At 62.3% G+C, this 13,077-nt stretch carries 10 protein-coding genes; 1 reads left to right on the plus strand and 9 read right to left on the minus strand.

Features of this window, described 5'->3' with window-relative positions; genetic code table 11:
- The 7 genes from Q8O80_RS20900 to Q8O80_RS20930 form a co-directional block, all read right to left on the minus strand.
- Nucleotides 1-884 (minus strand): cyclopropane-fatty-acyl-phospholipid synthase family protein (locus Q8O80_RS20900; protein WP_305582972.1); only part of this gene is annotated, 884 nt, incomplete at its 3' end.
- A gap of 25 nt (nt 885-909) precedes the next feature.
- Nucleotides 910-1,695 (minus strand): DUF1365 domain-containing protein, encoded by a 786-nt coding sequence (locus Q8O80_RS20905; RefSeq protein WP_305582974.1) that lies wholly within the window; start codon nt 1,693-1,695, stop codon nt 910-912.
- Nucleotides 1,680-3,014 (minus strand): NAD(P)/FAD-dependent oxidoreductase, encoded by a 1,335-nt coding sequence (locus tag Q8O80_RS20910; protein ID WP_305582976.1) that lies wholly within the window; start codon nt 3,012-3,014, stop codon nt 1,680-1,682. Before Q8O80_RS20910 ends, Q8O80_RS20905 begins: the two co-directional genes overlap by 16 nt.
- A 75-nt stretch (nt 3,015-3,089) precedes the next feature.
- Nucleotides 3,090-4,880 carry a single-stranded-DNA-specific exonuclease RecJ gene (recJ, locus tag Q8O80_RS20915; RefSeq protein WP_305582978.1) on the minus strand — a complete coding sequence of 597 codons (1,791 nt, stop codon included), beginning with the start codon at nt 4,878-4,880 and terminating at the stop codon, nt 3,090-3,092.
- A 99-nt stretch (nt 4,881-4,979) separates the two neighbouring features.
- Complete coding sequence (gene glpX / locus Q8O80_RS20920) at nt 4,980-5,966, minus strand: class II fructose-bisphosphatase (protein ID WP_305582980.1); 987 nt, start codon at nt 5,964-5,966, stop codon at nt 4,980-4,982.
- Between the two features lie 34 nt (nt 5,967-6,000).
- Nucleotides 6,001-7,341 (minus strand): homoserine dehydrogenase, encoded by a 1,341-nt coding sequence (locus Q8O80_RS20925; RefSeq protein ID WP_305583023.1) that lies wholly within the window; start codon nt 7,339-7,341, stop codon nt 6,001-6,003.
- 293 nt (nt 7,342-7,634) lie between these two features.
- The gene (locus tag Q8O80_RS20930; RefSeq protein ID WP_305582982.1) at nt 7,635-8,846 is read right to left on the minus strand and encodes an LL-diaminopimelate aminotransferase; all 1,212 of its coding nucleotides are present in this window, start codon (nt 8,844-8,846) and stop codon (nt 7,635-7,637) included.
- A gap of 412 nt (nt 8,847-9,258) precedes the next feature.
- Between Q8O80_RS20930 and Q8O80_RS20935 the strand changes: the two genes are divergently transcribed.
- Complete coding sequence (locus Q8O80_RS20935) at nt 9,259-10,575, plus strand: glycosyltransferase (RefSeq protein ID WP_305582984.1); 1,317 nt, start codon at nt 9,259-9,261, stop codon at nt 10,573-10,575.
- A 180-nt stretch (nt 10,576-10,755) separates the two neighbouring features.
- Here the strand turns inward: Q8O80_RS20935 and Q8O80_RS20940 are convergent, their stop codons facing one another.
- Together Q8O80_RS20940 and Q8O80_RS20945 are read right to left on the minus strand one after the other, a co-directional pair.
- Entirely contained in the window at nt 10,756-12,126 is a 1,371-nt protein-coding gene (locus Q8O80_RS20940; protein ID WP_305582986.1) for a dicarboxylate/amino acid:cation symporter, read from the minus strand.
- 181 nt (nt 12,127-12,307) lie between these two features.
- Nucleotides 12,308-12,994, minus strand: a complete 687-nt coding sequence (locus Q8O80_RS20945; RefSeq protein WP_305582988.1) for an SdpI family protein — start codon at nt 12,992-12,994, stop codon at nt 12,308-12,310.
- Nucleotides 12,995-13,077 lie beyond the last annotated feature (83 nt).

Genomic DNA, 13,077 nt, shown 5'->3' on the forward strand with positions numbered 1-13,077 from the left:
GCGGCCGTGCCGCCGGGCTTGAGCCGGTCATGCACGGTCTGAAAATAGCTGTCCCAATTATCCTCGCCGACCGCCTCGATCATCTCGATGGAGCCGATATGGTCAAACTGCCCCTCGGTGTGGCGATAATCCGCGAACACCAGGGTGGCAAACTCATCGAGCCCCTGTTTGGCCAGGCGCTCCCGGCCATATTTGAGCTGTTCGGCCGACAGGGTTATGCCCCGCAGATTGGCACGGTAGTCCTTGGCCACGGTTTCAGCGAACCCACCCCAGCCGCAGCCGATCTCCAGCACGGAGGAACCTTCGGTAACGCCCGCCATATCGGCGACGCGACGGTATTTTTCGCGTTGGGCCTCCTCGAGGCTTTGATCACCCGAGGTGAACACAGCCGAGGAATAGGTCATGGAAGGGTCGAGCCACTGGCCGTAGAAGTCATTGCCCAGGTCATAATGCTCGGCAATGTTCTTCTTGGAGCCTTCGAGCGTGTTGCGGCGCGATAGATGGTAATGCAGATCCCCGGCTGCCTTGCGGAAAAATCCCGGATTGGCCTGCTCGAAGGTATCGCGGTTCTGCAGATAGAAACGGAACAGCGCCGTCAGATCATCGACTTCGATATCGCCGTTCATATAGGCGGAGGCAAAACCGACAGTACCGCGCTGCATGGCTTCGCTGAGCACGCGGAAATTGTTGAGGCGCAGCACCGAGTGCCCGCCGGTCGCCGGATTGCCAATGGTGCGGGTGCGCCCATTGGGAAATATCACCGTTACGGCGCCATGTTTTGGATGGCCGATAAGGGACGAACCGATGGCGTCCACAACCCAGGAAACGAGCCGCGTCCACGGAGTCACGCCGGTGCTGGCATTGTCTATTGCTGTCTTGTTCATTGGCCCCAGAGATCCAACTTGCCTACTAAGCTTGGTGTCCGCGCTTGAGCTGTCGCCGCAATTTTAGCGTCAGCGGCATACCTTTAAGCCACAAGAGCAAGGCTTCCCAGTAGATGCCCAGCACTACCTTAGCGGTCATAAATGGATATGCAAGTAGCAGTTTCAACAGCATTGCGTCGGTCAGCGGGCGCTGCTCACCCTGGAAATAGGCGGTCAGAATACCCCCTTCCTGACCCACCAGGGTGATGCCGACAAACACCTCGTCACCCGGAGGGCGGATGGAGAAGCGGTACGTGCCCTCAAGCGTATTGAACGGCGAAACAAAGAACGCTTTCTTGGTTTCGTGCTGGATTTCAGGGCCCTGGGCATCGACCGCAGCCTGATAGAAATGGTGCTCGCCAAAGGTATTGCTGACCTCATAGGCCAGAAACCGGGTGACCCCGGCGGCATCGTCGCAATAGTAGACGGTGATGGGGTTGAAGGCGAAGCCGAGCAGGCGCGGATAGGCCAGCATGCGAATGCGGGCGATCTCGCCGGCGCCGGCCGCTGCCGCCCGGGCTCGGATGAAATCGGCAATACTGCCGCCATCGCGCGGGCCGAAATCGCTGCTCATCAGCGATACCAGATTGAACCGGTTCAGCGAGAACAAGCGCAGCTTTTGATCCAGGGCTGCCAGCTGATCGAGATCGACCAGCATGGAGAACACCCGATAGCGCAGCGCGTGGCGCTTGGGACGGGCACGCTTGTGCACCACGTCGCCGACATAAAGCGCGCCAAAATCGGACTTCTGCTGAGCTACTGCGCGGCCCATAGGCGCTGGTCTCCTTCAGCCCAGTTGTGCGCGATACGGCCACGCTGCTGGCCGACCCGCCAGGGACGCTGGGCGGGTCCGATGCGCTCGGCCACCTCCAGCCCGGCCTGCAGACCATCTTCATGGAAACCATAGCCCATCCAGGCGCCGGCAAACCAGCTGCGCTGGCTGCCCTGCACCTGCCATAGGTCCTTTTGGGCGGCGATCGCGGCGGCGTCGAACAGCGGGTGGGCGTAGTCGACCTCATACTGCACGCTGTCGGCCGCAAATTCGCGGTGCGGGTTGAGCGTCACGAACAGATTTGACTTGGTGGCCAGCGGCTGCAGGCTGTTCATCCAATAGGTCAGGCTCAGGCCATCTTCGCCCGCGCCGCCGCGCAGATAGTTCCAGGACGACCACAAATGTCTGCGACGCGGCATGAAGCTGGCGTCGGTGTGCAGCACCGCATGATTGTTGTTGAAGCGGAAGGCCCCCAGGATATTGCGCTCGGCGTCGCTCGGATCGGCCAGCAGTGCCAGCGCCTCATCGGCATGGCAGGCAAAGACCACCTGATCGAACTGGCGGCGGCGGCCGTTGGCAAAGAAGATCTCGACGCCCTCGGCATGGCGCGCGACGGAGTGGATGCTGGCATCGAGCACGGTTTCAAAACGCTGCTGGGCGGCAATCCGCTGGACATATTGCTGGCTGCCGCCCTGCACCGTGCGCCAGGTCGGGCGGTTATTGACCTGCAACAGGGAGTGATTGGCGAAGAATTCAATGAAGGTCTTGGCGGGAAAATCCAGCATGCCGCGCGAAGGCGTCGACCAGATGGCCGCCGAGATGGGCAGGATGTGGTCCTGAATGAAAATACGCGAATAGCCAAATCGGTCGAGGAACTGGCCGATCGACAGATCGTCCTGGCAGGTGGCGATCTGCTGCTCGGCCTTGCGGAAAAAGCGCATGATGTCGCTGACCAGCCGCCAATGCTCGGGGCGAATGATATTGCGGCGCTGGCCAAACAGGCCATTGAGATATTCGCCGGAATATTCGCGCTGACCCTCGCCGATCGAGACGGCAAAGCTCATCCACGAGGGTGCGGTGGGTACGCCGAGGTGATCGAAGAACGCTGTCAGATTGGGGTAATTCTGCTCATTGTAAACGATAAAGCCGGTGTCGACGGCGATCTGGCCCTCAGGCGTCTTCGCCTCAATGGTGTTGGCATGGCCGCCAAGCCGGGCATTCCGCTCGAAAACGGTGACGTTTTGGGTCTGGGACAGCAGCCAGGCGGCCGAGAGACCTGATATTCCCGAACCGATAACGGCGATGGTGGGGGCAGTCATGGTCGGGTCTCTCCGTCGGGGCCTGTGCAAGATGATACGCAGGCAACAACGGGATGGATCAGCAGAAGGTTACGATCAGCCCTTGGGCTTGGCCAGATCGATCAGGCGAAACTGCACTTGTTCGCGCCCCTGATAGTGATCAATGCCCAGGCTGCCGGCAAAATGCAGGGCGCTGTCCGCGCCGCGCAGCAGCGTATCGCCAATAGCGGTGCTGGCGGCGCGGAAGGCGATGGCCTTGAGCCGGGCCCCATCTTCGGACACCAGCGCAAAACTGATATGGCCGCCCTTGCCGACGACCTGGGCGAATTTGGCGCGGTGGGCGGGGAAGGCAAAGATCGGCCCCGGATTGCCCGCGCCATAGGGCCCTGCCCGCTCCAGATCCTTGACCAGATCGATGCTGGCACCCCGCGCGGTCAGCGCCGCGTCAATCTTGAGGGCGGTGGCGGCGCGGGCGGCAGCCACATCACGCGAGAGCGCATCGGCCAGATAGGCGCGGAACGGTCCGAGTTGGCCCGGACCAATGGTGATGCCAGCGGCCATGGCATGGCCGCCACCCTTGATCAGCAGGCCGGATTCGACTGCCCGGATGACAGCGCTGCCCAGATCAACGCCAGGCATGGAACGCCCCGAGCCGGTGCCGGTGCCGTCGGGATTGAGCGCAATGGCAAAGGCAGGCCGTTCAAAGCGGTCCTTGAGGCGTGAGGCAATCAGCCCAACGACGCCGGGATGCCAGTTAGCGGAGGCCAGCACCAGCACCGGCGGGCCATCACCGCTGCCAATCTCCATATCGGCGACGGCGACCGCTTCTTCGACAGCCTCGACCTCGATGCGCTGGCGTTCGGTATTGAGTTCATCCAGTCGCGCTGCGATGGCGAGCGCGTGGTGTTCGTCATCAACAGTGAGCAGTTCCGTGCCCAAAGCGGCATTGCCGATACGGCCGCCGGCATTGATGCGGGGGCCAATCAGAAAGCCCAGATGATAGGGGTTGAGCGGGCCCGAGACGCGCGCCGCCAGGGCCAAAGCGGCAATGCCGTGATTGTCGCCGCGACGGGCAATTTCCAGCCCGCGCACGACAAAGGCGCGGTTGAGCCCGACCAGCGGCACCACATCGCAGACCGTGCCGAGCGCGACAATGTCGAGCAGCTTGAGCAGATCGGGCAGACCGGTGTCGCCGCGCTGGCGCAGCACGCGGTTGACCGCCACCAGCACCATGAAGGTGACGCCGGCGGCGCAGAGATAGCCCAGACCGGAAATATCATCGGGACGGTTGGGGTTGACCAGCGCATTGGCCTCGGGCAGCGCATGATCGGCCAGATGGTGGTCGATCACCAGCACATCGGCGCCGCGACTGCGGGCATGAGCGATGGGTTTGTCGCTGGTGGTGCCGCAGTCCAGCGTGATGATCAAGCTGGCGCCGGCATCGATCAGCTTGTCCATCGCCCCGATATTGGGGCCATAGCCTTCAAATATGCGGTCGGGGATGTGCACCTGCGGCTCAATGCCGAAATGGCGCAGAAATCGCGCCATCAGCGCACAGGAACAGGCGCCGTCGACATCGTAATCGCCAAACAGGGCAATCGATTCATGGTCGGCGATGGCCTTGGCGAGGCGATCCGCCATCTCGTCCATGCCGATCAGCGTGGATGGGTCGGGCATCAGTTCGCGAATGGTGGGCTCGAGATATTTCTCGGCGTCATCGAGCGCGACCCCGCGGGCCGCCATCACACGGGCAAGGATTTCCGAGACCCCCGAGCGCTGGGCAATGGCCGTCGCGATGCGGGTGGAGCTTGCATCCAGCCGGTCGGTCCAGGCGCGGCCGGTGACCGAACGGGAAACGTCAAGAAATGGGCGCGGCGCGTCAAGCATGGCTCAGGGGTAGGCGATTTGAGGCTGGTGGTCGAGGTCTCTCATTCCCTCCCTCCACGGCAGAAGGCCCCCAAGGCGGATGAGGGGCAGCAAGCACAATTACCGCGCATGCCGCGCCCTGATCCAGCGCACGGTCTGGCTCCAGGAGCGCATGACCACGGTGCTGGTCTGAACCCAGTCGCGGCGCAGCCTGACCCCTTCCAGCAAGCTGCCGTCGGTCACCCCGGTTGCGGCCACCAGCACATCCCCGGCCGCCAGTTCGGTCACGTCATAGATGCGGTTGTGATCGGTAATGCCCATGGCAATGGCCCGCTCGCGCTTGGCAGGTGTGTCCAGGATCAGCTTGCCCTGCATCTGGCCACCAATGCAGCGCAAGGCTGCTGCCGCCAGTACGCCCTCGGGCGCGCCGCCCGAGCCAAGATAGATATCGATGCCGGTATCCTCGGTGTTCACGGCGTGAATCACCCCGGCGATGTCACCATCGCTGATCAGCTTGACCGCCACCCCGGTGGTGCGCAATTCCTCGATCAGCGCCGCGTGACGCGGGCGATCGAGCACGATGGCGGTAATCTCGCTGAGCGGCACGCCCTTGGCCTTGGCCAGGGCGTTGACGTTCTCGGTTGCGGCCCAGTCGATATGAACCGTGCCTGCCGGATAGCCGGCGCCAATGGCGATCTTGTGCATATAGACATTGCGGGCGACGTTGAGCAGGCCTCCGCGCTCGGCCATGGCCAGGACCACGATCGAATCGGGCTGATTCTTGGCGCACAGGGTGACGCCTTCGAGCGGGTCGACGGCGATATCGACTTCAGGCCCCTGCCCCGCACCGACAGACTGACCGATATAGAGGTCGTCGCACTCGAGCTCCTCGCCCTCGCCAATGACGATGCGGCCGGAAATGGCAACGGTATCCAGCTCGGCCTTCATCGCCTTCACGGCGGCGTCGTCGGCAGCCTTTTCATCACCCTTGCCGCGCCATTCGGCGGCAGCCACTGCAGCGCGTTCGGTGACACGCACCAGCTCGAGCGTCAGGCTGCGATGCAGATGGGCTGGGTTCTTGCTGTCGTCGGCTTTGTTGAGTTTCATCTGTCCTCCCGGGGCTCGACTGCCCCGGCGGGGTTCAGAGCGTTTCGATCCGGATCAATTGCGGCTGTCCCACGATAAACCCGTCGGCAGCGATCTGCGCAAGCGATTCACGCACGGCTGATTCCAAAGTCTGCTGCGTGATCATCACCACAGTGCGGACTGGCGAGCCATCCGGCGCCACAGCCTTAGCACTCAAATCGGCCCGCTGGATGACGCTATCGATGGATATCCCCCGTTCGCCCATGCGGGTGGCGATGCCGGCCAGTGCGCCCGGCACATCCTTGGCGCTCAGGCGAATATAGTAGCCGCCATCATGGGGGCGCACCGACGCCTCACGATAGGGCAACAACTCGTCACTGGGCACGCCGAGCGGCGGCACGCGGGTGCCCCGGGCGATATCGAGAATGTCCGAGAGCACCGATGACGCGGTGGGCGGGCCGCCCGCGCCAGGGCCAGCCAGCAGCAGTTCATGCACATGGTCGGTTTCGAGCGCGATGGCGTTCATCACCCCGTCGACGCCGGCAATGGCGCTGTCCTTGGGCACAAAGGTAGGATGCACGCGCTGCTCGATGCCGTCCTCAGTGCGCTGGGCGATGCCGAGCAGCTTGATCTTGTAGCCAAGGTCAGCGGCAACCCGAATATCGTGCTGGGTGATGCCGGTTATGCCGTCGACCCGGATCTTGTCGGGCGCCAGTTCATAGCCAAAGCACAGCGTCGCCAGAATCGCCAGCTTGTGGGCGGTGTCGTGGCCATCCACGTCGAAGCTTGGATCGGCTTCGGCATAGCCGAGCGCCTGCGCGTCCTTGAGACAATCGGCAAAGGAGATGTCCTCCTTGCCCATGCGGGTGAGAATATAGTTGCAGGTGCCGTTCATGATGCCGAACACCTTGGCGATGCGCGCCGAGCCGAGGCCCTCGCGCAGCGTCTTGATCACCGGTATGCCGCCGGCCACGGCGGCCTCAAAGCCCAGTTGGGCACCGGTGTTCTCGGCCAGCTTGGCCAGCTCGGTGCCGTGCTTGGCCAGCAGTGCCTTATTGGCAGTGACCACTGGACGGCCGAGTTCCAGCGCGGCTTTGACTGAGGCCAGGGCCGGACCGTCTTCGCCGCCGATCAGTTCAACGAACAGATCGATACCATCCGATTTCGCCAGGGCGACCGGATCATCGAACCAATCCAGACCCGAAATATCAATACCGCGATCGCGCGAGCGCGAACGAGCGGCAACGGCGGTCACCACGAGATGGCGGCCAAGTTTTTTGGTCAGTTCAGCGCCATCCTTTTGCAGGATGCTGACCAGGGTGGCACCGACATTGCCCAGGCCGGCCACACCGACCCGCAGCGGCGGCAGCGCCGCGCCATCGCCGAAATCCTGCATCGCCTTGAGGATGCGGGTGCGGGTGTCGGAGCGCGGTTCGCGCCCCTCACGCAGGTCAAACACGAATAGCGGATCGCCGGCAACGGTGCGCCCGAAGCGGGTCGGCGTCCAGCCGCGTGCGGAGATGAAGGATTCGACGGCTTGGCGGAAAGACTGGATATCACTCATGGTGGCGACATCTGCGTAGGTAAATGCCTAGCCGTCAATAGGAGTTTAGCCAGAACCCCATATGATCCGGGCCATACCGCCCAATTGAGACAGTATGGCCCGCTTTTGAGCGTCCGAAGTGGGGATCAGCCGGCCAGTGGCACCACATTGCCCGACCCGGTCTTGGAGCCCAGCAGTTTCTTGACGTTGCGCGCCGCCTGACGGATGCGCTGTTCGTTCTCGACAAAGGCCAGCCGGATATACTGATCGCCGTATTCGCCAAAGCCGACGCCGGGAGCAACGCCAACGCCGGTTTCACGGATCAGCAGCTTGGCGAATTCGAGCGAACCGAGATGAGCAAACTGCGGCGGAATCGGCGCCCAGGCAAACATGGTGGCCTTGGGTACCGGAATGATCCAGCCCGAGCGGGCAAAGCTCTCGATCATCACGTCACGGCGGAATTTGTAGATCTTGCGGATCTCCTCGACCACATCGTCAGAGCCGTTGAGGGCAGCGGTGGCCGCCACCTGGATGGGGGTGAAGGCACCATAGTCGAGATAGGATTTGACCCGCGCCAGGGCCGCGATCAGGCGTTCATTGCCAACGGCAAAGCCCACCCGCCAGCCCGGCATGGAGTAGGTCTTGGACATCGAGGTGAATTCGACCGCGATGTCCATGGCGCCGGGGACCTGCAGCACTGAGGGGGGCGGCACATCATCAAAATAGATCTCCGAATAGGCCAGATCGGAGAGGATGAAGATGTCGTTCTCGCGGCAGTACTTGACCACTTCGGTGTAGAAATCGAGCGTGGCCGTGTAGGCGGTGGGATTGGCCGGATAGTTCAGCACCAGCGCGATCGGCTTGGGGATCGAGTGCCGCACGGCCCGATCGAGCGAGCGCATGAAGTCTTCATTGGGATCGGCCGGCATCGAGCGCACGACGCCGCCGCTCATGATGAAGCCGAAGGAGTGGATGGGATAGGTCGGATTGGGCACCAGCACCACGTCGCCAGGCGCGGTGATCGCCTGGGCCATGTTGGCAAAGCCTTCCTTGGAGCCCAGCGTTGCAACAATCTGGGTGTCCGGATTGAGTTTTACGCCGAAGCGACGGCCATAATAGCTGGCCTGGGCCTTGCGCAGTCCCGGGATGCCCTTGGAGCTCGAATAGCGGTGGGTACGCGAATCGAGCACCGTGTCCTGCAGCTTCTTGACGATGTGTTCGGGCGTCGGCAGATCGGGATTACCCATGCCGAGGTCAATAATGTCGACCCCTTCCGCGCGCGCCTTGGCCTTGATCGGATTGATGTGTTCGAAGACATAGGGTGGCAGGCGGCGGATGCGATGGAACTCTTCGCTCATGATTTCCTCTGCGGTCCGACAAGGACCAAACGTGGGCCACGACGCGCCGATGCAGCGCCAAACCCCATTATGGGGCCGATTATCGCGGAATTGTGGTTGTAAACGGGTTAAAGACCCGCTGGCCGCTTGGTGATGTTCGGCTCTTCCCGGCCGGTGGGGGCCATGCGGGAAGAGCTAGCGGGCGTTTGCGCCAGCCGCCGGAAGGGCGGCCGCAGCCATTGCACTGCCGGCGAGCGAAGCTCCAACCCTAGCAACAGTGTACAGAGACTGCATGTCCCTTGCCCTTCGAATGCGATTTTTGTATTGAAACCCACTATAGATAGCCGTTCATAATTCCTCGTCGAGGTATTGTAAATGGCGGGCCGGATGCCAATTTTGGGCTCCACGGCTGCCACACGGTGAGGTTAGACACTTGAAGCGCATTGCCCTTGTCACAATCGGCACGCAGGGCGACGTTCAACCCTATCTTGCTCTGGCCATTGCGCTGCAAGAGCGCGGCTACTCTGTCGTACTGGGTGCGTCCGAAGAATTTCAGGGCATGGTCGAGGGCTACGGCATCGAATTCCACACGCTGGGACCATCGATCCAGTCGTTCCTGACCCAGCAGCGATTCGAGAACGCGATGAGCCAGTCCATGCTCATCAACGGCCCTTCCCTGCTGCGGCAGGGTCAGCAGATCGTCGATACCGCCGCCCGGCATGCCTGGCAGATGTGTCAGGGCGCCGACATGCTGATCCTGAACATGAACACCAGCTTTGGCATCGACATTGCCGAGGCGCTGCATGTTCCGGCCATCATGGTGGCGTTGCAGCCGCTGAACTCGACCAGTGAATTCCCGCTCTGCATCTACTACGGCGCCGATTTCGGGCCCGCTTTCAACCGGCTGACCTATACCGCCATGACGGTGCAGCAGATCTATTACAATCTGCCGCGCAACAAGCTGCGGCGCGAGCTGATGGGGCTGGATTCGCGCAAGAAGGGTGGCTTCTTCCGCAATACCGACGGCACCTCGCTGATAACGCTGTACCCCTATTCCCCCGTGGTATCGCCGCGGCCGCGCGACTGGCCCAAAAGCGCCATCGTCACCGGCTACTGGAACCTCAAGGACCGCTCGGACTGGCAACCTTCTGCCGAGTTCCAGAAATTCCTCTCCGAGGGAGACGCGCCGGTCTATATCGGCTTTGGCTCAATGCCCTTCGGGGCCGAGCGCAATACCAGGATCCTCAAGGAAGCGGTGGCGATGTGGGGCGGTCGGGCCGTGGTGGCGCGCGGTTGGGGTGGGATCAATCCCAAAGACCTGCCCGAGACGATTTTTGCCATCGAGAAGGCGCCGCACGACAAGCTGTTCAAATATGTGTCTGCCGTCGTTCATCACGGCGGCGCCGGTACGACCTCGGCAGGGCTGCATCTGGGCCGCCCGACTTTTGTCGTGCCACAGGCCGTCGACCAGCCCTATTGGGGACGACGCGTCTATGAACTGGGCTGCGGCCCCAAACCGGTACGGCTGCGCAAGCTGACCTCGGAAATCCTGGCCGGCGCGCTGGCCGATCTGAGCAGCAATCCCGATTACCGCCGCAACGCCAGCGACATAGCCGAACAGCTGCATGCCGAAGACGGTACCGATAAGGCCATCAAGGTGATCGAGCGCGTGATGGCCAATTATGTGCCGCGCGTCAGCAAGGTCAAGCCTGTCAAGAAGGTCAAGCAAGCGCTGAAAAAGGTGGGCTAGCGCATGCCATCGTTTCGCTGAAACGGCGCCATCGCTGAAGGTCTTTGTTGGGTCGGGTTTTCGAACCGCAAGACTGGTGTCACTTTTGCCGAAACGTTCCTCGCCTGTTGGCGTGCGTTCGCTCTGGCACAGAAAAGGGAGGCTTTCGCCTCCCCTTTTTACAGGTCCTGCGTGAGCCCGTCAGGCAGGCACGGCGTCATTGACGTCGAGGGCATCAATGCTTCCGCCCCGGTCATAGACCTCCTGATTGAGGATGCCCTGACGCTTGGCAACGATGGTGGGTACCAGCGCCTGGCCAGCCACATTGACCGCGGTGCGACCCATATCAAGAATCGGATCGACGGCCAGCAGCAGGCCGACGCCCTCCAGCGGCAGGCCCAGCGTGGACAGGGTCAGCGTCAGCATGACCACGGCGCCCGTCAGGCCTGCCGTGGCGGCTGACCCCAGCACCGAGACAAAGACGATCAGCAGATATTCCTGCAGGCCAAGCTGAATACCGAAGAACTGCGCGACGAAGATTGCCGCGATCGCCGGATAGATGGCGGCGCAACCGTCCATCTTGGTAGTGGCGCCCAGGGGCACAGCGAAGGCAGCATATTCACGCGGCACGCCCAGATTCTGCTCGGTAACGCGTTCGGTCATCGGCAGCGTGCCAATTGAGGAGCGCGAAACAAAGCCGAGCTGGATCGCAGGCCAGGCACTCTGGAAGTAGCGGATCGGGTTGAGGCCATTGGCCTGCAGCAGGATCGGGTAGACCACGAACAGCACCAGAGCCAGGCCGATATAGATGGCGCCGGAGAACCAGCCGAGTTGGGCCAGCGCGTCCCAGCCATAGACGGCCACGGCATTGCCCAGCAGGCCGATGGTGCCGATCGGGGTCAGCCGGATCACCCACCACAGGATTTTGTGGATGATTTTGAGGAACGAGCGATTGAACGCCAGGAACGTATCTGCCGCGGGGCCGACACGCAGCGCCGCAACGCCCACGACAATGGCGACCACCAGGATCTGCAGCACGTTAAAGTTCAGGCTGGTGCTGGCCGAGCCATCGGTGATGCGGGTGGAGGCCTGCAGACCCAGGATGTTGGCGGGAATCAGTCCCTTGAGGAAATCCAGCCACGACCCCGACGAGGACGGCAGGCGGGCGGCCTCAGCGGAAACGCCTGTATGCAGACCGGGCTGGATGAGCAGCCCAAGCGCGATGCCGATGGACACCGCGATCAACGCGGTAATGGCAAACCACAACAGGGTCTGCCAGACCAGTTGCGCGGCATTGTTGAGCTCACGCAGATTGGCGATGGAGGCGACGATGGCAGTAAACACCAGTACCGGCACCAGAGCGCGCAATAGCGACACGAAGGTCGAGCCGATAGTGGCCAGCGTCAGGCTCAGCCAGTTGGCGTTGCCGGCGACATCAGGGCCCATCTGCCGGGCAATCAAGCCGAGGATAAGGCCGACCACCATGGACGCCAGAACCTGAAAACCGAAGGTGCTGTAGAAGGGTTTTGCCGGGCGCGGCGGCCGGGCAGCAGAGAGTGTTGTGGGAGACATGATGCACCTGTGACCTGCCGGATCGTCCGCCCACTTGCTGGGCAGATCGCCGACTAATTAGGCAACACCCTACGTCTTTGACAGGATGTGCACAGCACATGGCATTCCAAATGTTAGCATATGGTGAGAAAATCCTGCCGGCCGCAACCGCTCCCGGGCAATTGCTGTGCGAACTCGGTAACTAGTTGCGCGCCAACAGAGATATCAGTGCGGCGACCAGCGCAGGGGCCAGCATCGCAACCGCAAAGCCGATCACCAGCACGCCGATGCCAACATCGAACCAGGCCAGCGCCAGCAGGGTTACGCCGGCCAGAAAGGTCGTGGTGCCCGCAGCGCGATGCACCAGCCTCCAGGCGCGATCCGAAGCAATGGGCCAAGGCATGCGCAGTCCGGCATAGGTGTGCCGCTCCGCCTCAAACAGCACGACACCAAGCAGCAGCAGCGTTGCGCCCAGTCCGAAGCCGGTGAGACGAACAATATCGAGATCGGAGCCGACCCCGACCAGCAGCAGCCCGAGTTGGGTCGCAGCGACAATCGCCAGCAGCAGCGTCAGGGCCGGATCGAGAATGTGCTGGGTCTTGGCGAAGTGGTTCTTGCTGAGCAACCGCCCGATGACAAAAAAACCAACCAGCAACGCCAACGAGACGGCCGGTCCCACAGCCAGGGCGATATCGCGCGGCCATTGCCAGACCGGGGTGCCGCCGGACCAGAGGGCGACAAAACCGAAGTCGACCGGCACACGCAGCACCGCCACGCCGGTAATGGCAATGGTGACGGCGGTCAGCAACAGGTGGAAGCGGGTGACGAGGCTGTTCATGGCGCTGAGATAGGTGAACCGGCCGACAATGTCAGCGGGCGGAGGCCACAATAATAGTGCTGACGCGGCAGAACGACCGCAGGCACCGCATGCTGCAAAGGTAAAAAAGGGGCCGGTTTCCCGACCCCTCTGCA

The sequence above is a fragment of the Devosia sp. genome, from assembly GCF_030689745.1.
In the GTDB taxonomy this organism is placed as follows: domain Bacteria; phylum Pseudomonadota; class Alphaproteobacteria; order Rhizobiales; family Devosiaceae; genus Devosia; species Devosia alba.